Raw genomic sequence first — 20,937 nt, 5'->3', positions numbered from 1 at the left:
CAGCGGTTGTGCCTGGGCGATGGATTGGCAGAAGAGGAGGATCTGCATGATTGAGCAATCGCGACGACAGTTTCTTCAATTGGCCGTAGCCGCCACCGGGTCCTTGGTTTGTGGTGACCTGATCAACCAGGGTGTGCGATGGACAAGCGTTGCTCAGACAGCAGCGGCGGGCAGCCAGCCCATCAAGATCGGCATCATCGATCCGCTGTCGAGTCCATATAAGACCTCTTCGATCCATGACGTCCACGGCGCGAATGTGGCCGTCGATCTTTTTAACAAGAGAGGGGGCGTCTTGGGGCGTCCGGTGATGATTCTGGAAGCGGACGATGCCTCGAATCCGGAGATGGCCTTGAAGGCCGCGACCAAGTTTGTAAAGGAGGATCGTGTCGATGTGTTGATGGGCACCTTCAATGCGGACTGCGCCTTGGTTGTGTCGGAATATGCCAAGAAAGAGCACAAGCTGTTTATGGTCACGGGCTCGCATCTTCCAGAACTCAGCGGAGCGGCCTGTAACTCCCACACCTTTGTGTTCATGCCGAATGCCGCCATGATGTCACGGGCGGTCGTGCCTCATCTGGTCAAGGCGTACGGGACGAAGTGGTACATGATCACCACCAGTTCCCTGGATGGCAAGGCAATGGCTCAGGAGATGGTGACCGCCGGGCAGTCCCACGGAGTTGAACTGATCGGTGAAGCACTGATGCCCTTTGGGTCCACGGATTTTACCGACGCCGTGGCTGTTGCGAAAGACAAGCGGCCATCATTGATCGTCTTAAACCTTTACGGCTGGGATCTGATTCATGCGCTGAAGGTCTATGCCAAGCTGGAGTTGGCCAAGGAGAAGATCGGCGTGGGTGGCATGATCAGTGGCGAGCAAATCGGGCGCCCGCTCGGCTATGCCAGTAATGCGGGGATCTGGGGACTCATCTGGGATCCCAAGGTGAAGACAGACAGCTCGAGACGCTTCATCCAGGGCGTGATCGATAAGTATAACCATACGCCCACGTCTCGTTGTTATCTTGGGTATGCCGCCATGACCCAAATTCTTGAAGCGATGCAACGGGCGGGCACCACAGAGACGGCCGCTCTGATTAAAGCCCTTGAGGGGCACGAGTTCGATGGGCTCAAGGAAGGTCCGTCGGTGTTTCGGGCGTCAGATCATCAGCATGTGCAGGATGTGTTGGTGGGCGAAGCGTTTGGAAAAGAGTTGGGTCTGGGGCACTATAAAATAGTGTCTACGGTTCCAGGCGTGGCTGTGTCCGGTTCAGTTGATCAACAGGCTTGTATCTTGTAGACGACGAATGTGAGAGGGGGCTTCTCCTTGCGGGAGAAGCCCCCGTATTACGAATTAGGACCGGTCATAGAGTTACTTGGTAACCCGTATTTCGACACGCCGATTCTTGGCCCGGCCGGCATCGGTGGTGTTCGGCACCACCGGTTGGGTGTCAGCATAGCCGTGAGTTATCGCTGCCCCTAAGCCGCCTTCCGTCAGCGCTTGCGCCGCGTTCGCGGCTCGGGCTTCGGAGAGTTCTTTGTTCGTCGGAAACTTTTTCTTCAGCGCGCTCCGAATGGGGCGATTGTCCGTATGGCCGTCTACCGCGACCTTGTATTCAGGGAAATCTTTGAGAATGTTCCCCACTTGCTTGAGCGCATCGGCTCCGGCCGGCTTGAGTTGATCCTCGCCCGATCCGAAGAGATAGCTGGAGGCGAGGTTGATGAGGAGGCGTTCATTGTTGAGATCGACCATGATGTTGCCCTTCTCGATCTGCGGGCGCAGCGCCTTGATGAGTCCGCGCTGGGCCTCTCTCAGCTTAGCCATTTCCGATGAAAGGTCGCCACGGAGTCCGGCAAGTTCTTTGTCCCGCTCTGCGAGTTGGCGTTCCAGATCGGCGACTCGTTGTGCGCAAGCGGCGAGATCGGCGGCAAGCTTGCTCTTATCCCCGGCCGCGCTGGTCAGGGCAGTTAATTGGGCTTCGAGCTCTGCATTCCGCTGCTTGGCTGCTGCCAGGTCCTTGGCGAGCTGGTCCTTCTCTCCCACTCCGGCTTGAAGGGCGGCGAGCTGCTCTTTCTCAGTCGATGCCCCGGCTTGTGCGGCGGCGAGTTGTCGCTCGAGATCTGTGATGCGGGATTTCGCCTGTTCTAGATCGGATTGCGCACTGGAGAGCTGTCTGGCCAGTTGCGATGAGTCTCCGGCACCGCTACGCAACGCCGCCAGCTCTCGGTCTTTTTGTGCCAGTTGAGATTCCAGGGATTGTACTCGCTCACTGAGTAATCCGCTCTCCCGCTTCGCGGCAGCCAATTCGGCGGCGAGGGCCTCGCGCTCCTTTTCAAGCGCGGCAAGTCGGTTCGTTAAATCTTGCGTGGTGCTCTGAGCGGTGCCTTGCGGGCAGATGCGGTACTGGAAGCCGTTGTCCGGACACATCGGTTGCCAGGAAGAGCAGCCGGCCAGTGCCAGAAGGCTCAGTGCCAGAAGAGGTGTCTTGTATATTCGCATGGGTTCTCCTTTTGTGTATGACGCGCGCTTGCCCAATCGTGGCAAGTCAAACGCCGGTGATTAGTGACGGTTTTTCAGGGCGTCTCGGATTTCCATCAAGAGCTTTTCTTCGTTGGTAGGTCCCGCCGGCGGCGCGGGAGGGGCTTCCTTTTTGAATCGATTGACCTGCCTCACCAACATGAAGATGACAAAGGCAATGATCATGAAGTCGAAGACGGTTTGCAGGAAGACCCCGTAATTAATGGTGGGAGCTCCGGCGGCTTTCGCTGCGGTGAGCGAAGGCTGAGGTGTGCCTGACATATTGATAAAGAGACTGGAGAAATCGACTCTCCCCATCAACAGTCCAATTGGTGGCATCAACACGTCGCTGACCAGCGAGGACACGATTTTACCGAACGCCCCGCCGATGATGACCCCGATGGCCATGTCGAGTACATTACCGCGTATGGCAAAGTCTCTAAATTCTTTCAGCATAGGTACCCTCCTTGGTCAGCCTGGTTATGGATATTCACTCGATCGGCGTTATCGTTTGCGTGCGGTGTCGAAACTATAGCCCAGGGTAAAGAGGTACATATTGTCTGTATCGCCGGTACCGGCCGCGGGTTTGCTGTTGTACCGTGTCGTGACTTGAATGCCGCTGACGAATCCTTCCCAGATCTTGAATCGCACCCCGTTATCCATGGTCAAGTAATAGTTGCTCGTATTCTCGAGCGATGGGTAGAACTCATCGTAGTGGTAGAAGGTGATGCGGTCGTCCAGGATTGGCCAGTTCAGTTTCATGGAGACACGGGCACGGATGGATGATTTATCCTCCGCCAGACGGAAATCTTCGTTGAAGTATGTGACGCCGGCTTCTGTATAGAAGGTCATATCTTTGAAGATGCCGGTAAAGTCTCCACGCTCGATAAATTGATAACCAGGACCGCTGGCGAGGGCGGTTCTCATTTTTAAGTCTTGGAACCGGTCGTTTTCAACATAGGCTGAGGCAAACCAATAAAACCGTTTGGTGATAAAGAAGTCGAGCTTGATCGTTCCCCGGGAGTTACGCGCAATGAGGGTGCTGGCATTTTCGCCATAGATGTAGCGGCCGTTGATTGAGAGGCGAAGCTGTTCGCTGCGCGCGACCAGATCGCCCAGTACGCTGGCATTCTTGAGGTGGCTATTGCCGGTTGTTTGCGACAGGCCGGCTGTGAGGCTGCCGGAATAGATGACCGGCGGTTGAATGAGGGGATTGACCGCCGTGATGGCATCCACTGGCACCGACAGAGAGCCCTTGAGGGGTTCGGAGCTGATGTTGATATTTCCGTCTGGGCCAACGGTGGCCGTGCCGATCAGGACTGTACCTTCTTTGAAATGGAAGGGGATCGGATGGTTTACGGACAGGCTGACGACTTCGCTCCAATTAAGTTTTATCAGATTGTCTGGACTGGCAGGGGTTCTCATCACGAGGACCCCTCCGGACATCTCAATTACTTCCCCATAAATAGTGCTGCCATTTTTCATCGTGGCCATATCAAGATGGGGAACCTCTTCAACAGCATGGGCAGATGCCATGCCAGCCATGCTGATACCCAGCATGAGCAGTAGAGAGACGAGTTTCTTCATTGCTCCTCCTTATACACAAAGACGAGTGGCGCGGTTTCCGATTTAACAGGTGGTTGGAATGTCGATAGACAACCTAGGGCCAAATGGACTGTATTGAGTGATGTGTATACCTGACTTGTTTTATTCTGCGCAACGATGAATTTATCTCTCTTGTCACATAACAGTAGGAGTTGAAGTATGTGAGGAGGTTTTCCACCCCCAAGCAATGCTGATGCCATAAGAGTGCTATTAGAATATGCGTGTTTTCATGGGAATGGAATTAGTTTTTTGGGGAGGGATATTCTTCTGTGGCATCCTGGCCATAGAGTGGCATAAGTCTGCCTCAAGAAATATGGGTGCTTCTCTGGATCCACTTAGGAGGAGGGAAGGTCGGCAGTTATATCGCCGTCTTTGATGCTGGGGAAGATTATCGCTGAACGAGGTGTGCCCGTCCGTTAGACGGTTTGGATAATACCGCCTCCAAGGACTTGGTTTCCATGATAAAAGACGGCCGATTGTCCTGGACTGATGGCTCGTTGTGGTGTGTGGAATTGTATGGTGAGAGAGCTGGGACCACTCGGTTGGATGGTCGCGGGAGTCGCTGGAGTCGCGTAGCGGAGTTTGGCCTCTACCAGAGCCGAATGTGCATGCAGCATCGGGTCAAGCACATTGAGATCGGCCACGGTACAGGCCGAGCTGAGGAGGGCGTCGTCTGGTCCCAGGACAACCGTGTTGTTCTCGGGCTGAACCCGTTGAACGTAGAGGCGTTGACCCGATGAGACGCCGAGGCCGCGGCGTTGGCCTGGTGTATAGAAGGCGATGCCTTGATGTGTTCCAAGTGGTTTTCCATCCTGGTCGACAAAGAGACCTGGATTCTTGGCCGTGGGAATTTCCGTTTGTAGAAATGTCCGGTAGTCTCCGGTGCTCACAAAGCAGATTTCCTGGCTTTCACGAAGTTCCTCCGTCGGGAGTCCGAGTTCTTCTGATCGCTCCCAGACGGCTGTCTTGTTCATCATGCCGACTGGAAACAGGAGCCTGGACATCCAAGATGGTTGAATGCGATAGAGAAAATAGCTCTGGTCTTTTTTCGGATCCGCGCCGCGCTTAAGGATCGTCCGGCCTTGCTCAGAGGCGATTTGTGCATAATGGCCGGTTGCGACGTAGGCAATGCCTTTGGCATCAGCCAGTTCGATGAGTTGCCGGAGTTTGACTCGTTCATTGCAGCGGACACAGGGATTGGGTGTGGTGCCGTTGGCGTACCCGGATACGAAATCGTTTATGACCGCAGCACGGAATTGCTCCCGTGAATCGACGAGCTCATGAGGGATGTTCAGTTTCTGTGCGACATAGCGGGCAATGCCCACTTTGCAGCAACCTCGCTCTTCCCATCGCTTGGAGGCCGCGACGGTCTCATCTTCGTGCTCCCACACCTGGAGGGTGACGCCATGGACCTCGTAGCCTTGGCGAACCAGGAGAAGCGCGGCGACAGAACTATCGACTCCTCCGCTCATGCCGAGGAGAACCGTTGGGCGTGCCATAGTGGGAGCTATTGTACTGGCTAGGAGCTGAAAGGGCTAGAGGTCTGGAGTCCGCACTTTATTTCGGTGAAGGGTGAGATCATGGACATTTTTGGCTGGCTGTAATGGTTCGTCCACCCACTTGTGAGCTCCCATGTCGCACATCCCATGGAAATGGGCTCCGTCTTCGATGGAGATCGCCGGGGTTCGGATGTCTCCGATTAAGACCCCCTGCTTGAGGATTTGTATTTTTTCAGCGGCTGTCACGGTTCCTTGGATTTTTCCACTGGTCATCAATACGCCGGCGGAAATGATCCCTTTGATGACGGCGTATTCCCCGACGATAAGCATCCCCGTGGTATGAATCTCTCCTTCAAGGCGGCCGTCGACGCGCACGGTACCGTCGAAGGTGACCACGCCTTTAAACTCGACGCCCCTTCCTAGAAAGGTAAAGTTGTCGTCTTCGTTTTCCGGTGAGGCTTTTCTGTCGCCGAGTGCCCACATACGATGATGTAGACCTTTCTCATGGCTGCGGTCAACTCATCGGGGCGTCAAAAAACAGCAAGAATGGCGCCCCGATGAGCAACGGGATCAGGCTATGCTTACGTGAAACTTATTAGCTAAAATCAACCATTCACGCGCTTCAGTCCGCCCTGATTGGACATGCCCACTGGGTGGGCAGGGATGTCGCGCGGCACTTCCCTGATTCCTTGGCTCATTTCCAGGGTTCCGTTGAAGAGCACGCCCTCTTCGATCGAGAGCATCGGCGTCTTGATACCGCCGCTGACAATCGCGGGAGCCCGGAGCTTGACCTTTTCTTTTGCCACGACATCGCCAGTGATTTTGCCCTTGCACACAATGGTGCCGGCCGTGACTTTGGCAGTAATGACGGCTTCTTCGCCGACGAGTAGCACGCCTTCCGTATGGATTTCGCCATCAAGGAATCCGTCGATGCGTACGGTGCCGTTGTAGGAAATCGTTCCCTTGAACTCAACGCCCTTTCCCACGAATGCACTGACATCTTCGGCGGTTTCTTGTCTGGTCGGGGTGGAATTACTATTGGAGTCTTCGACTTCCATTTCCTCCCCCATCGGACGCTTCCCGTCTTGCTTGTCTGATTTCCACATAATCGATGCTCCTCCTCTGGCTATTCCGAATACATAGGGTGAATGGGTTGGCTCTTGTTAGGAGCTGTATCGGAGTGTCTAGGGAAGATATTTAGCGTTATTTTACAGAAAGACAAGAAATATGCATTTCCATGCCTGGGTGACAGAAAAATGTTTGGGGGCGGCTGTTAGGAAAGGAGGTTTTCGATCAGACCCTCAAGCTCCGGTTCGGAGAAATAATGAATGACGACTTTTCCGCCTTTGCCGCGTGGTTCTATGGTAACGCGAGTCCCGAGTCGCTTTTGTAATCTGGACTCGACGTCGGACCAGTCAGAGTTGGGCAATGCTTTTTTCTCGCGGCGCTTTTCAGTGGATGCTGTCTCAACCAGCTTTTCCGTTTCTCTGACTGAGAGGCCTTTATCTGTCACTATCTTAGCGAATTTATTATGATATTCTGGAAGAGCCAGCCCAAGGAGTGCTTTAGCATGACCGGCAGAAAGAGCTCCGGATTCAACCAGTTGCTGGACATCAGGGTGAAGATTAAGCAGGCGAAGGGAATTCGCTACCGAGGATCGATCGCGCCCCACTTTTTGAGCAATGCCGTCTTGAGTAAGTCCAAATTCGTTCATCATTCTGGCATAGGCCCGAGCCGTTTCCATGGGATTCAGATCTTCTCGTTGAATATTTTCAACGAGAGCAAAGAGAATGGCCTCTTGGTCGCTACAATTCCTGACAACGGCTTGAATCGTGTCGAGGCCGGCCTCCTTTGTCGCGCGCCATCTTCTCTCTCCTGAGATCAGCTCATAGATTCCATCGCCTTTGCGACGAACCAAGATTGGCTGGAGCAAGCCGCTCTCTTTAATTGAGGCAGCCAATTCTGCAAGCTCAGCAGGATGGAAAATCTGCCGAGGTTGATACCGGTTCGGGACAATCGCATCGACTCTCAGCTGGTGTACATCTGATGCAAGTGGCTGAGAAGGCGATGATTTTCCTGATGGAAGCAGTGCGTCCAATCCCCTACCGAGCGCTTTTTTCTCCATGGGCAATGAACTCCTTTGCGAGCGAAAGATAGGCCTGAGAACCGGATGAGGCCATATTGTACAGGATACCCGGGCGCCCATAACTTGGGGCTTCTGCCAAGGTGACGTTTCGAGGGATAACAGATTGATAAACTTTGTCACCGAAGTGGCCACGGACCTGCTCAGACACTTGACGGGCTAAACTATTGCGAGCATCGAACATGGTCAGCACAATCCCCTCGATAGAGAGGTTGGGATTTATGGCGTCCTTCACCCGTTCAATGCTCCCGATCAATCTTGTCAGCCCTTCAAGTGCATAATATTCACATTGAACCGGGATTAAGACCGAGCCTGCAGCTGCCAAGGCATTGATAGTTAAGACCCCAAGAGCTGGTGGGCAATCTAAAATGATGACATCATACTGAGCGTGAATGTCTTGAATGGCGTCACGAAGGTAGTGTTCTCTCTCATCAAGTCCAACGAGTTCTATTTCTGCTCCGGCCAAGTCAGCATTGGATGGAATGACAGAAAGTCCTTTAATATCAGTAGAATGTACAACATCGACCGCTTTGGCTTGCTTAATAAGACATGTATAGACAGTACTTTGCAATGACCGTGGATCAATTCCAACCCCACTGGTGGCATTTCCCTGAGGATCAAGATCAATCAATAAAACTGATTGACCTTGGAGCGCGAGCGCCGCTGATAAATTAACGGAAGTCGTTGTTTTCCCAACGCCTCCTTTTTGGTTGGCCACGGCAACAATACGCGCCATTCTTTAACCTTTTCGCGATATGGTTGAATGTTCCACGTGGAACATTCACAGTGATGGTGCTCTATATCATTGATATGGAAGCAATGACTCGGTGCCCAAGGCCCATTGGGAGATCAAAAGAGTATTCATTCTCACAGGTTGCTCCACCGATTAAGCCTGTACGATCAATTGGCATAGAAAGAAAAGGAATGATTTTCCCGTTCATTGAAAGGATTGCTTGTGACAGGCCAAGAATAAAATCGTATTTGATCCCTCGAGCGAGGATATAGTCTGCCTTTTCTTTACCGGTGAAGTTACCTGCAAAACTCTCCAAAGATCCTTCGAATATATCCATCTGATTAAGGCGGAGCAGCCCAACAATATATCGTAAAAATGACGCTTTTTTCTTCGATGGTTCTATTAAGACCATTCGCAGGTCCTGTCGCATGATTTTGAGTGGGATTCCTGGAAATCCTGCCCCCGTTCCTACATCACACACAAGGCTGCCGACATGAAAGTCAACGGCGTTTATAGCGGCAATGGAATCGATGAAATGCTTAATCACAATTTCAGCATCGTCTGTGATGCTGGTTAAATTCGTCGTCCTATTCCAAGTCTTCAATTGATCTAAATAGACCATGAAGCTTTTGGATTGTTCTGCAGTAATCGAAATGCCGAGTGAGGCAGCGCTATCGACGAGAAGCGAGGAAATAGAAAATTCATGTTCCACGTGGAACAATTACGTGATTATGGGAAGGAGGTCAAGAGGGCAAGAATACGGTCATCAATAATTTATGACGGATGATCATGCTTGAGCAGACCGTGACCCATTACGCTTGAATTTTTCAAGTGCCACAATAAGCAGAGAAATTGATGCCGGGGTCACTCCTGAAATTCTTGACGCCTGCCCTATTGTCGAAGGCCTCACGCGAACGAATTTTTCGAGTACTTCCCGAGAAAACCCTGGGATAGTTTTGTAGTCAAATGTTTGGGGAATCGATCGTTGCTCAAGTTTTTTAAACTGACCGATCTGCTGCAGTTGCCTCTTGATATACCCCTCGTATTTAATTTCTAGCTCAACTTCTTCAATGATTTCATCATCTTCTATCGTTATCGCATCGAATGTATGTAGCAGTTGGCGATAGGTTGAATCCTGCCGTTTGAGTAGCTGGGCAAACGTATGAGAGGTCAAATAGTTTTCAAGGTGTGTGTTTTTCAAGCGCGTCTGAATGGCATCGGATGATTTCGGTCTGGTCGTATTGAGCCGCTCTATTTCCTGAACGATAGCCTCTCGCTTTCTGAGAAGATTGTCATAGTCGCGTTGTCCGACGATCCCCACCTGATAACCGGTCTCCATCAAACGAAGATCCGCGTTGCCATGGCGAAGTAAAAGGCGATACTCGGCTCGTGACGTGAACATGCGGTAGGGTTCGCGAGCATCTTTTGTAATTAAATCATCAATTAATACGCCTATATAAGCCTGCGAACGATCGAGGATGAGAGGGGCCTCCCCTCTCTGCTTTAAGACCGCGTTGATACCTGCCATAATTCCCTGTGCCGCCGCTTCTTCATAGCCTGAGGTCCCATTGATCTGTCCGGCATGATAGAGGCCGGCGATCAGCTTTGTTTCAAGCGTAGGAAACAGTTGGCGCGGTGGGAAATAGTCATATTCAATTGCATATCCTGGTTTCAATATCTTGGCAGATTCCAGTCCTGGAATCGTGGCGAGAATCTGGGCTTGAACATCTACCGGAAGGCTCGTTGAAATACCGTTGGGATAAAACTCGTCGGTATCCAGTCCTTCCGGTTCCACAAAAATTTGATGCCGCTGTTTATCGGCAAATCGAACCACCTTGTCCTCAATCGATGGACAGTAGCGGGGCCCAACGGAATCGATGACGCCGCTGTAGAGTGGTGAGCGGTCGAGATTCTCTTTGATGATTTCATGCGTGCGTGAATTTGTATATGTGAGATGACATGAAATCTGAGGGGTGGTGATTTTCTCTGTGCGATAGGAAAAGGGCGGCGGAGGATCGTCGCCGGGCTGCGGCTCCATCACAGAGAAATCGATGGAGTGTTTGTCGAGGCGCGGCGGTGTGCCGGTTTTCAATCGACCGACTTCGAATCCAAGGTCGCGCATGCAATCGGACAGGTGTTCCGCGGAGGCCTCGCCGGCTCGTCCGGCCGGGAAATGACTCATCCCAATATGGATAAGACCCTTAAGGAATGTACCTGATGTCAGAATCACCGCTCTGGCGTCAATGCGCTCGCCGGCGCCGGTGATAACGCCCACCACACGGCCGCACTCGGTGAGAAGGCGGTCGACCGTTCCTTCCGCAACCCGCAGATGAGCCTGTGCGGCCAGCGTGTCCTGCATGGCGAGACGGTAGAGCTTCTTGTCACATTGGGCGCGCAAGGCTCGGACAGCCGGGCCTTTGCTGGTATTGATAAAGCGAAATTGAATTCCGGCCCGATCCGTATTCCGGCCCATCTCGCCGCCCAGTGCATCGATCTCCTTTACCAGGTGGCCCTTGGCAATGCCGCCGACCGCGGGATTGCACGACATTTGGGCGATGCGATCCTTCTCCATCGTCAAGAGCAAGGTGTCTGCGCCCATCCGCGCCGCAGCCAACGCCGCTTCGCAGCCTGCATGCCCTCCTCCTACCACGATAACATCGAAAGCCTGAGCCATGGGTCTCGCTATTTCCCAATACAGAATTCAGAAAAAATGCGATCAAGAACTTCGTCCGACGTAATTACGCCGGTAATCTCACCAAGTGCATCAGCTGCGGTACGGAGGTCGACCGCCAGACATTCCGCTTCTCTTCCTGAGTTGACCGAATCGATGGCCTGAGTGAGCGCGTCATTTGATCGCACAAGCGCATCCTGATGACGAACATTTGTAATCATGACCCCTTCGGAAGACTCGAGATAATCGGGTAAGACTCGAGAGCGTAGCTGATGGCGCAAAGAATCGAGGCCTTCTCCGCTCATCGTTGAAACACAAATGGGTAGGTGTCCCAAGATATCGGACAGCCGTTGTTGTAAGGACATTCGTTGTTCAGGTAGCAGGAGATCCACCTTATTTAAAACAGGAATCGCCCGCTCTTGGAACAGGCAATACGGCTCCATCTCGAAGGATTCCTCCGGGGGAGACGTCGCATCGAACAGAGTGATAATGAGGTCCGCGTCATGGAGCGCATTCCAGGTGCGATGAATGCCCTCTTGTTCGAGGGGATCGACCGTGTTGCGAATTCCGGCTGTGTCGATCAAGGAGATTTGAATTCCGTCAACCTCCATCGACTCCTCAATCATGTCGCGGGTGGTACCGGGAATGGAGGACACGATCGCGCGCCGTTCGCGCAACAGCGCATTCAAGAGGCTCGATTTTCCAACATTGGGCCGGCCCGCAATCACCACCCGTGCACCCTCCCGAAGCAAACGCCCGGTTTTAGCGGTATTCAGGGCGCGGAGGATGACCACCTGAGTGTCTGCCAGAGTATCCAGCAGCTCCGTGCGTTCCACGAAACTGATATCTTCTTCCACAAAATCGATGCCGGCCTCGATATGGGCCAGCAGCGCGAGAAGTTGTTCGCGTAACCGTCCAACCTCTTTCCCTAAATCGCCTCGTAGATGGCGCTGTGCGACCTTCAACCCTTCTTCCGAAGTCGCTCTAATCGTGTCGAGGACCGCTTCAGCCTGAGAGAGATCCATCTTGCCATTGAGAAATGCGCGCTTGGTAAACTCACCTGGCTGGGCCAGGCGGCATCCGGCCGAGAGTGCCGCGTCGCAAATCATCGCGCAGATGCGGCGATTGCCATGGCAATGAATTTCAACGACATCTTCGCCTGTATAGGATCGGGGGGCTTTCATATAGACCACGAAAGCTTCGTCGATGATGGCATCGTGGCCCGTACACGTCTGGCTGGGATGGGAAGAAGGCTGGGGGCGAATAATGTCCGCAAGATGAAGCGAATGAGTCGAAAGTGAGCCGATCGGAACCTCCGACCGAAGCCGGATAAATCGAGCGGCAATGGGGATGGAATCCGTCCCGCTCAGTCGGACAATTCCGATACCACCCTCGCCGACCGGTGTGGCAATGGCACAGATTGTATCATCAGGCCCCCCTCCGTATGCCATGGTCGTGCCTCACATCCAGAAGTTATGCTCAAGGGTCTCCGCTATCGCCATTCCCTCAACGCTTGGATGGTGACTCACTCGCATCGTGCAAGACAGGCTTATTCGCAAAGATGACTCGATCGGTGATGACCTGCTGAGAAATTGTGAGCACATTGTTGGTCAGCCAATACAAGACCAAACCGGCAGGAAAATTGATGAACAAAAAAGTCATGAACGCGGGAAGCATCAGCATGATCTTCGCCTGCGTGGGATCCATCGTGGTGGGCGTAATCTTTTGCTGCACCACCATCGTGACACCCATGATGATCGGCATCACGTAATAGGGGTCTTGAAGCGAAAGATCGGTAATCCAGCCGATAAAAGGCGACTGCCGGAGGTCGATCGTCATATAGAGAATATTAAAGAGCGCGACAAACACCGGCATCTGCAACACCATCGGAAGGCAGCCACCCACCGGATTCACCTTATGATCACGGTAAAGCTTGATCAGCTCTTTGTTCAGGCGATCCCGGTCGTCCTTGTATTTTTCCTGAACCGCCAGAACCTTGGGCTGAATCACCTGCATCTGTTTCATCGATTTATAGCTCTTGAATTGCAGGGGGACAAAGAGCGCCTTGATCGCCATGGTCAACAGGATGATAGTGACGCCGTAATTGTGGGTGTACTCGTTGATAAAACGCAGGACATAAAAAATGGGCTTCGCAATGGCTTTGACGACGCTCCAACTGCCAAAGATGAACCATCCGAAGTCGATCGTGTCCTCAAGCCCTAGTTGCAAGGCCTGCAAGGTGTCATATTCTTTCGGGCCAGCATACAGCTGGAGGGCCAATGTGGATCCTGATGGGGTCACCGGTATTTTGACGGCGGCCGAAATAAGTTTATCGCCTTCCTTCTTGACCAAGACGGTCGAGGCCTGCTTGGGAATTAATACCGACAGAAAATATTTGTCTTGGAGCGCGAGCCATTGAATATTGCCGCTCCGTTCGGTCTCAGACTCAGGGGCTTCTTTTTCGACTTTCCCATCCACCAGAACAGCCGATCCAATTTGGCCGATCATGCCATCGCCCCATTCCACGATGCCAAAATTGGTGCCTAAGCCTAGATTGACGGTCCCGTCGAGTCCAGTAGTTTTGACTTGGATATCGACGAGGTAGCTATTGGAATGAAAGGTCAGCTGCTTTTCGAGGAAAATGTTTTGAGACTCATCTTGATAGCGGACGGTCAAATGTCCGACGGGATGAGCCTGATCCAAGGAGGTGAAATCCTTCTCGACCGTATACAAACCATTGACCAATGACTTGGTCAGGGCCGGATCACCGGTGACGACCGTTAACGGTCCGGCGAATTTTGCCCCTTGCCGGACTAATTGAACGGCCGTTTGGTCCGTCGTTGAATTCTGATACCGTTTAAGTTCCCAGCTTGTCAGCACGCCTCCGTGAGGCGAGAATTTGGCCCGGTACAAGTCGGTTTCTATCTCGACAAGCTCGTCCGTTGCGATCGGCTGCATGGCCGCTTCCTGCGCTCGCGATTCGCCTGAGGAGGCCGAAAGAGGCTGACCGGAAGAGGCGACAGGCGCTTGGGCATTGACCGCCGGTGCAGGACGAGATCCTTGATCGTCTCCGGGAGCTGGTGCAGTTTCTTCAACAGAGGACACCGCCGGGATCAATCCCAATTCCTTGAGGGCGTATTCATACCCGAAGATGATGACAAGGGAGAGGACCAAGAAAACCACGACGCGCTTTTCCATATCTCAGCAGTACTTTCTCAGATAAAGGAGATTATTTTTTGACAGGATCGATCCCGCCTGGGTGGAAGGGGTGACATTTCAATAAACGGGCGAGAGTCAGTCCCGACCCATATAAAGCGCCATGGCGATGAATAGCCTCCGCGGCATAGTGAGAGCAAGTGGGTTCAAACCGGCAGGCAGGCCCCAGCAAAGGGGAAATCAGATATTGATAGCCGCGAATGAACAGTATCAAAAGGTGACGCATGTTAGAGCGGTTTTGATGACAGCAACCGTTGTTTTCGAAGCGAGCCGATCCATGCCGCTTTGAGATCCTGAAAGGGCTCTAGGATTGCATCCCTCTTGGGAAAGATCAGGAGCGCGAAGCCTGGCGTGAGATCGGGGTAAGTCTCTCTAACCAGTTCACGAAAAATCCGCTTGGCACGATTCCGCCGTACGGCAATCCCAAACCGTTTGCCGACGATAATTCCGACTTGGCTGAGGGAATCGGATTTTCGAAAGAGCAATAAATTGAAGAAGTGAGTTGAAACGCGGTGGCCATGGCGCTTGACCTGCTCAATCTCACGACTCACCCGTAAAAACATGGACTGACGCCTGGGTTGAGGTCCCTGTCTTATCGCCATCAGAATATGGAGAGACCATCAGTAGGATGCTCAAGGCGTGGGCTGCCATTGTCGTTCAAATGAGAGGCAGGAAGAAGCACCTTCCAGAGAAAGGCAGAACGCCCATCGCCCTGAGAATCTATTCCAATCCCGTCCCGGAATGGATCAGGATGTCTTAGACGGCAAGACGAGCGCGGCCCTTTGCCCGACGACGAGCCAATACCTTCCGGCCGTTTTTGGTGCTCATCCGCTTGCGGAACCCATGTTCCCGTTTCCGTTTCAATTTCGAGGGCTGCTGGAACGTAAAAGACATCACACTCTCCTTCGTAATTGCCGCACTGGCTACCTGAGCGAAAGGGGCATTATATTGAGCATGTGTCCATGTGTCAATTTTCTATTGCGATAAGAAGCCGTTTCTTTAGGCGCCGTCCTGTTGAGAGCTAGGAAAGCGAATTCGGTAAAGCATTAATTTTTGAGGCATTTTTGTCCAGTCAGTGCCAGAGTGCCACAGGACAAATTGAGAGCATTTTAAGCGCTACCATGCGTAACGCATTGTTATTATGTATTTATTGTAATATTTTTGACTTGGGAGAGTGATGGCATCGAGATTGCCATGATGAACGTAGATGTTCGCGTCACTGGTTTGCCTAGACGCGGAGATCGTGCTGAAGGGAAGGGATGTCTCTACATTTTATGTCGTTGAGGAGGAAAATCATGATGATGCGGATTCTCGCCAGCGTCGTGGCCATCACTATTGCTGTCACGTTCTCAATGGGGGCGTCAGCTCGAGCCCAAGAAGCTGTGCCTGCCACTCCTGCAGCACCTGCGAGCCCTGCTCCTGCTGTTTCTGCTCCTGCTGAAGCGGAGAAACCAGCGGACGGTGACAAGGAGAAAAAGGGGAAGAAGGGGAAAAAGGGAAGCAAAGGAAAGAAAAAAGGTCAGAAAAAGTAGAACGGATAGCCGAATTTCCCTCCGAGGCCTGGTTGTATCATCGAGACCGGCCTCGGCATCCCAATGCCGTTGTCTCTGGACGGCCTCGAATTTGTGCCCGCGATACGTATCAATTGGATTGACTGAATCGAAAGAAGAAGGAGACCGAGATGACGAAGATGACCAATATGATAGCCCCTCTTGCTTTAGGAGCATTTTTGTTAGCCGGCTGTGCCAAGCCTCCGACAGAGCAAATCGAAGCGGCGGATAAAGCCGTACGGGAGGCTCAGCAAAGCGGGGCTGCAACCTATAGCGCGCAGGACTTTGCTAAGCTCGAAGCCTCGCTGGCGGCGATGAAGAAAGAAGCGGCCGACCAGGATGCCAAGTTTGCGCTGTTGCGGGACTATGGAAAGGTCGAGCAACTGGCTGCCTCCGCCAAAGCCGAGGGTGAGCGGGTCAAGGTCGATGCGGAAAAGAAGAAAGAGGAAGCCAAGGCTGGAGCCCTTCAGGCGCGGCAAGTCGCACAGGAAGCCGTGAAGGTCGCGGAAGATCTTGTCGCCAGTGCGCCAGTGGGCAAAGACCGTGCAGCATTGGAAGCGATTAAGAACGATGTGGAGGCACTGAAAGCCTCGTTGAATCAAGTCCAAATCGCGATCGACAAGGAAGATTATCCTGCGGCGCAAACTCAAGCGAAGGCTATTAACGACAAGAGCCAGGCCGTTTCAGCCGAAATTCAGAGCGCTCTTGCCAAGGTGGGAAAAGGGAAACCCTCGGCGGCAAAGAAGAAATAAGGTAGTATTTCCTGATGAGGGCAATATTCACGAATATGCTGAGGGGTTTTGCAGTCTGCCAGGGCTTGCTCCTGGCGGGCTGTCTTGAAGCCGTCCCACCGGATCTGGTCAATGCTCTTGAATCCATTGATCACGATCTGGTGGCCCTGCAAGCGGCGGAGGTTGCCCCTGACGACTACGCGCATTTCGTTCAGCAATGGATTCCACTGAGAGCGCGTGTTCAATCGGATGATGACCTGGTTCGCTGGCCATGGGAAGCCAACGATTTGGAGGCCGAGCTCAAACGGTTACTGGAAGAGGGCGGGGGAACTGTTGCGCGGCTTCATAAGGAGCGAGACCTCAAACGACGGATGGCGCAGGACAAGCTCACGCGGGTCGAGGAACGACTCAAGCTGATCGCCTCGCAAGTCGATGCCATTGATGGGCGTATCGTCTTGGGGGGCAAGTCTGTCCAGGCCGATCTTCTTGTCAAGCAAGCCCGGTCATTCTACGATCGCCAGGATTATCAGCGGGCGATTCAGGCTGCCGATCAGGCCGGGCGCGCACTATTTGTTGAGGCGTCCGTACTCAGCAAGGAGCTCGGGCGCTATACGGATGAACGCCGGATCGCCCGATGGCAGACACTGGCTCAGCAAACGGTGGATTGGTCCCGTACGCATCAGTCAACGGCGATTGTGGTGAGTAAGGCCGATCGGAATCTGATCCTCTATAAAAATGGGCGGCCAATCCTCTCGTATCCGGTGCGGCTCGGATTTAACGGAATCCGTGAAAAGCAATTTCAAGGGGATGGCGCCACACCGGAAGGGCGTTATCGCATCACCGCCAAACGCGGGCAAGGGCAAACCCAGTTTTACCGCGCGCTGGTCCTGGATTATCCGAATCAAGATGATCGGCGTCGATTTGTTCAGGCCAAAAAGGCCGGTCATATTCCGACGGCGAAACAAATCGGGGGGCAAATCGAGATCCATGGGGCGGAAAACGAGCTGATGGCGCAAACACTGGGATGCGTCATGCTCGAAAACGCACACATGACGGCGTTGTTTGAGCGGGTCCAGGCCGGGACGCCGGTCACGATCGTCGGGGCGTTGACCGAGGGCAATGCAGTTGCATTGGCCTTGTCCCAATTAGATGTGCGGAAAGACGAAACCTGAGGCGCCCGATGACACGGTTCTTCATCATACTGTCAGCGGTCGCGCTCGGGCTGGTTGCGATTCTGTTGTCCTCCACTCGCAGCGAAGTGCAGACGTCACCTGCGTCCGTCACACCGCCGCCGGTACGCGATCAAGCTCTCCTGGATGATCTCCACGCCCGGTACAAGAATGTGAGCAAACAGCTCACGCAGTATATGCCTCGCCAGCCGTATATTCTTGTCGATACAGCAAGAAATCACTTATACGTAAAGCGCAGCCACGAGGTGATCTTGGACGCGCTGGCTTCGACCGGCAGCGGAATCGTGCTGGACAAACCCGGGGAAGGGAACAGCCAATGGGTGTTCGATACGCCCCGTGGAGAGTTCTCTGTGCAGTCGAAATTGACGCATCCGGTATGGGTGAAACCCGATTGGGCGTTCATCGAAGAGGGCCTCATGGTGCCCAAAAATCCTGCCGACCGGGTGGAACAGGGGGTCCTCGGGGAATATGCGCTCGGGTTCGGAAAAGGGTACTTCATTCACGGCACCCTCTATACCAGGCTCTTGGGAAAAAATGTGACCCACGGGTGCATTCGGTTGAACGACAACGACCTGAAAAGTGTCTACCAGCTCGCTCGAGTCGGGACACCCATCATGATTTTCTAGCCGTGCCGGGCTAACACAGATACCGTTCATGCCTGTTCAAGCTGCAATCGTGCTCTTTTTTGTCATGGTGTCCACTGGGTGGGCCGCCGAATACGATGCATTCCCCGATCTCAAGCGCGATGACCCAGCCGCTCTTCGCGAGGCGACCCGGGTTCTTGAAGAAGAAGTGAAGCTCGCCGCCAGGCCGCAAACCTATCTTCTGCTCGACCTTCCTGCAGGAGCGGTCCGGATCAAGGGGCGCGGAGTCGATCTCCACCGGATATCGATTCTGCGATGGGCTGCCACAGCTCCGCATCAGTTGACGGGCACGTTCCGACTGGCTGCACGGCCGCCGGTGGTTCGCCGAAAGATCGATCCGTCCGCAACCACGGAGCAGGAGCCTATCGCACTTGCGGATATGCCGACGGACTATCAACTGTCGTTTACTCCGGCCCTCCGGGTAGAGATTCAATCGGCTCGTGATGAGGGGGTTGTCCAAAGGGCCCTTTCATCGGCCGCGGATCTCTGGCGGCAACTGAAGGCATGGGGTACTGCCCACACGAATCAGCCGTCCCCGCCTGAGGCCAGCATCGCGCTTAGCCTATCGGTCGAACAAGCGCAGTCGCTGGCATGGTCCACAGTCGATGGGATGGCATTGATTGTCCGCCGCTTGCCAGACCCCTCATGATACATGGTTGAAGATCAGTGGCTTTTCGTGTCTCGGTTCCCTAAGATATCCGACAGTCTGCACACGGCTCTCAGTCGGTCTGTTGCTTGAGGGGAGGAGATTATGGGGCGGTCCTCACTCCGCATGCTTGCATCGCCGTACGCCGAGTTGACCCATGCTTCGCTCGAGCAGCAGTTCCTCACCCGCACCGTTGAACGCCTCTGGGCCAAGGATCACCGTCTCTGGAAGCCAGATCCCTCGGAAATTTCCAATCGCCTGGGTTGGTTATCCCTGCCTCAGGATATGCTTCAGCAATTAGACACCCTTCGCCTCCTTGCCAAAGAAACCAGACAAGATGGCATCACAGATGTCGTCCTGCTCGGAATGGGGGGCAGCAGTCTGGGGCCTGAAGTCCTCCGGGTCACGTTCGGATCGCAGAAGGGCTGTCCGAAACTGTGGGTGCTTGATTCGACCGTGCCGGGATGGGTGAAATCAGTAACCAAGGCCATTCATCCGGCTCGTACGATCTTTCTGGTGGCGAGCAAATCCGGCGGCACGGTTGAGGTCATGTCTCTCTTTGCCCATTTCTGGGATCTTGTCACTCGGACCAAGGGGAACCAGGGAGGCGGACAATTCATCGCCATCACCGACCCCGCGACCGGACTTGAGCGCATGGCGAAGGACTATGGATTCCGTCAGATCTTCAGCAATCCGCCCGATATCGGCGGCCGGTATTCCGTCCTATCGCTGTTCGGATTAGTGCCTGCCGCGTTATTGGGGGTCAATGTCCAACGGCTGCTGGAACGGGCTGCACGTATGGCCGATCAGTGCCGAGTGGCTGATCACGTCGAGCGCAATCCCGGCATTTATTTAGGTGTGGCCATGGCCACAATGGCAAAGGCGGGACGCGATAAAGTCACCATCATCGCATCACCACCGATCGACAGCTTTGGGTTGTGGGCCGAGCAGCTATTGGCAGAGAGCACGGGGAAGGAGGGCACAGGTCTGATCCCTGTCGCGCAAGAGCCGGTGCTGACTCCCACGATGTACGGACAAGACCGGTTCTTTATCTATTTGCGATTGAAGGGGGCCAAGAATGCCACCCTCGATCGCCAAGTTCAGGCGCTTGCACAAGGCGGCCATCCCGTTCTGCAATTCGATCTCAGAGATCCCTACGACCTCGGGGCGGAATTTTTCCGATGGGAATATGCAACGGCGGTGGCGGGTCATCTGTTGGGCATTCAGCCGTTCGATCAGCCGAACGTTCAGGAAAGCAAGGACAACACCAATCGGGTGCTGGAGGGGTTCATGGCCAATGGCCGATTGCCTGACCAAACCGTCAGCTCGCCCAAACAGGCTGCCGTCTCGTTGGCCAGCCGGATGAAGCCCGGGGCCTATCTCTCGATTCTGGCCTATGGGATGCCGTCCAAGTCATTTGAATCGGCGGTCCGCCGTCTCAGAAAGACGTTGATCCAGCAACACCATATCACGACGACGTTCGGTTACGGCCCTCGCTACCTGCACTCCACCGGACAACTGCACAAAGGTGGTCCGAATAGCGGTATCTTTCTAGAGCTGGTCGATCGCATGACACCCGACTTGGCCATTCCAGGAAAGGCGTTCTCATTCGGCACACTGGCTCAAGCCCAGGCTGCGGGCGATCTTGACTCGCTCCAGGCACACGAGCGTGCCGTTCTCCGAGTCTCGTTGGGGGCGAATCCCGTGGCGGCGGTGCAGGCCATCACACAGGCCTTGATCCCCGCCCGTACCGTCCGTCGCCCAGCCTTGAAACGGCAGCAGCAACGACGTCGCTGA

General features: G+C 53.8%; 22 protein-coding genes. 7 read left to right on the top strand and 15 right to left on the bottom strand.

Annotation, left to right across the window (positions count from 1 at the left end):
- Positions 1-46 precede the first annotated feature (46 nt).
- Positions 47-1,294 carry an ABC transporter substrate-binding protein gene (locus RI101_12670; GenBank protein ID MEC4890902.1) on the top strand — a complete coding sequence of 416 codons (1,248 nt, stop codon included), beginning with the start codon at positions 47-49 and terminating at the stop codon, positions 1,292-1,294.
- Positions 1,295-1,366: 72 nt separating this feature from the next.
- Here RI101_12670 and RI101_12665 read toward each other — a convergent pair whose 3' ends face one another.
- From RI101_12665 to rpmH, 15 genes are all read right to left on the bottom strand, one after another.
- The gene (locus RI101_12665) at positions 1,367-2,494 is read right to left on the bottom strand and encodes an OmpA family protein (GenBank protein ID MEC4890901.1); all 1,128 of its coding nucleotides are present in this window, start codon (positions 2,492-2,494) and stop codon (positions 1,367-1,369) included.
- A 60-nt stretch (positions 2,495-2,554) separates the two neighbouring features.
- On the bottom strand, positions 2,555-2,968 hold the full coding sequence (gene mscL / locus RI101_12660; protein MEC4890900.1) for a large conductance mechanosensitive channel protein MscL: 414 nt from the start codon (positions 2,966-2,968) through the stop codon (positions 2,555-2,557).
- 48 nt (positions 2,969-3,016) lie between these two features.
- Positions 3,017-4,099 (bottom strand): DUF481 domain-containing protein, encoded by a 1,083-nt coding sequence (locus tag RI101_12655; GenBank protein ID MEC4890899.1) that lies wholly within the window; start codon positions 4,097-4,099, stop codon positions 3,017-3,019.
- A 434-nt stretch (positions 4,100-4,533) separates the two neighbouring features.
- Positions 4,534-5,616: a tRNA 2-thiouridine(34) synthase MnmA gene (gene mnmA, locus RI101_12650; protein MEC4890898.1), complete on the bottom strand. Its 1,083-nt coding sequence runs from the start codon at positions 5,614-5,616 to the stop codon at positions 4,534-4,536.
- Positions 5,617-5,652: 36 nt separating this feature from the next.
- Positions 5,653-6,099 carry a polymer-forming cytoskeletal protein gene (locus RI101_12645; protein ID MEC4890897.1) on the bottom strand — a complete coding sequence of 149 codons (447 nt, stop codon included), beginning with the start codon at positions 6,097-6,099 and terminating at the stop codon, positions 5,653-5,655.
- Between the two features lie 122 nt (positions 6,100-6,221).
- Entirely contained in the window at positions 6,222-6,722 is a 501-nt protein-coding gene (locus tag RI101_12640) for a polymer-forming cytoskeletal protein (protein ID MEC4890896.1), read from the bottom strand.
- 167 nt (positions 6,723-6,889) lie between these two features.
- Entirely contained in the window at positions 6,890-7,741 is an 852-nt protein-coding gene (locus RI101_12635) for a ParB/RepB/Spo0J family partition protein (protein MEC4890895.1), read from the bottom strand.
- Entirely contained in the window at positions 7,719-8,495 is a 777-nt protein-coding gene (locus RI101_12630) for an AAA family ATPase (protein ID MEC4890894.1), read from the bottom strand. The genes RI101_12635 and RI101_12630 overlap by 23 nt, the downstream gene beginning before the upstream one ends.
- 61 nt (positions 8,496-8,556) lie before the next feature.
- Positions 8,557-9,204, bottom strand: a complete 648-nt coding sequence (rsmG, locus tag RI101_12625) for a 16S rRNA (guanine(527)-N(7))-methyltransferase RsmG (protein ID MEC4890893.1) — start codon at positions 9,202-9,204, stop codon at positions 8,557-8,559.
- 75 nt (positions 9,205-9,279) lie between these two features.
- The gene (gene mnmG / locus RI101_12620; GenBank protein MEC4890892.1) at positions 9,280-11,166 is read right to left on the bottom strand and encodes a tRNA uridine-5-carboxymethylaminomethyl(34) synthesis enzyme MnmG; all 1,887 of its coding nucleotides are present in this window, start codon (positions 11,164-11,166) and stop codon (positions 9,280-9,282) included.
- A gap of 8 nt (positions 11,167-11,174) precedes the next feature.
- Positions 11,175-12,614 (bottom strand): tRNA uridine-5-carboxymethylaminomethyl(34) synthesis GTPase MnmE, encoded by a 1,440-nt coding sequence (mnmE, locus tag RI101_12615; GenBank protein MEC4890891.1) that lies wholly within the window; start codon positions 12,612-12,614, stop codon positions 11,175-11,177.
- A 55-nt stretch (positions 12,615-12,669) separates the two neighbouring features.
- Positions 12,670-14,361: a membrane protein insertase YidC gene (gene yidC / locus RI101_12610; GenBank protein MEC4890890.1), complete on the bottom strand. Its 1,692-nt coding sequence runs from the start codon at positions 14,359-14,361 to the stop codon at positions 12,670-12,672.
- Positions 14,362-14,392: 31 nt separating this feature from the next.
- Entirely contained in the window at positions 14,393-14,605 is a 213-nt protein-coding gene (gene yidD / locus RI101_12605) for a membrane protein insertion efficiency factor YidD (protein ID MEC4890889.1), read from the bottom strand.
- Between the two features lies 1 nt (position 14,606).
- A complete protein-coding gene (rnpA, locus tag RI101_12600) occupies positions 14,607-14,942 on the bottom strand; it encodes a ribonuclease P protein component (GenBank protein ID MEC4890888.1) in 336 nt (111 codons plus the stop codon).
- A 193-nt stretch (positions 14,943-15,135) separates the two neighbouring features.
- Complete coding sequence (gene rpmH / locus RI101_12595; protein ID MEC4890887.1) at positions 15,136-15,273, bottom strand: 50S ribosomal protein L34; 138 nt, start codon at positions 15,271-15,273, stop codon at positions 15,136-15,138.
- A gap of 401 nt (positions 15,274-15,674) precedes the next feature.
- Between rpmH and RI101_12590 the strand changes: the two genes are divergently transcribed.
- The 6 genes from RI101_12590 to RI101_12565 all read left to right on the top strand — a co-directional run bounded on the left by RI101_12590 (position 15,675) and on the right by RI101_12565 (position 20,937).
- Positions 15,675-15,911, top strand: a complete 237-nt coding sequence (locus tag RI101_12590) for a hypothetical protein (protein MEC4890886.1) — start codon at positions 15,675-15,677, stop codon at positions 15,909-15,911.
- Positions 15,912-16,060: 149 nt separating this feature from the next.
- The gene (locus RI101_12585) at positions 16,061-16,681 is read left to right on the top strand and encodes a hypothetical protein (protein ID MEC4890885.1); all 621 of its coding nucleotides are present in this window, start codon (positions 16,061-16,063) and stop codon (positions 16,679-16,681) included.
- 14 nt (positions 16,682-16,695) lie between these two features.
- Positions 16,696-17,832, top strand: coding sequence for a L,D-transpeptidase (locus RI101_12580; GenBank protein ID MEC4890884.1), 1,137 nt, complete (start codon positions 16,696-16,698; stop codon positions 17,830-17,832).
- 8 nt (positions 17,833-17,840) lie between these two features.
- Positions 17,841-18,476, top strand: coding sequence for a L,D-transpeptidase (locus RI101_12575; protein MEC4890883.1), 636 nt, complete (start codon positions 17,841-17,843; stop codon positions 18,474-18,476).
- Between the two features lie 28 nt (positions 18,477-18,504).
- A complete protein-coding gene (locus RI101_12570) occupies positions 18,505-19,143 on the top strand; it encodes a hypothetical protein (protein ID MEC4890882.1) in 639 nt (212 codons plus the stop codon).
- A gap of 102 nt (positions 19,144-19,245) precedes the next feature.
- Positions 19,246-20,937: a glucose-6-phosphate isomerase gene (locus RI101_12565; GenBank protein ID MEC4890881.1), complete on the top strand. Its 1,692-nt coding sequence runs from the start codon at positions 19,246-19,248 to the stop codon at positions 20,935-20,937.

Origin of the sequence: Nitrospira sp., assembly GCA_035968315.1 — a bacterium.
Lineage (GTDB): Bacteria > Nitrospirota > Nitrospiria > Nitrospirales > Nitrospiraceae > Nitrospira_D.
The sequence above is the reverse complement of the archived record's forward strand: the minus strand, read 5'-3'. Positions and strand labels throughout refer to the sequence as shown.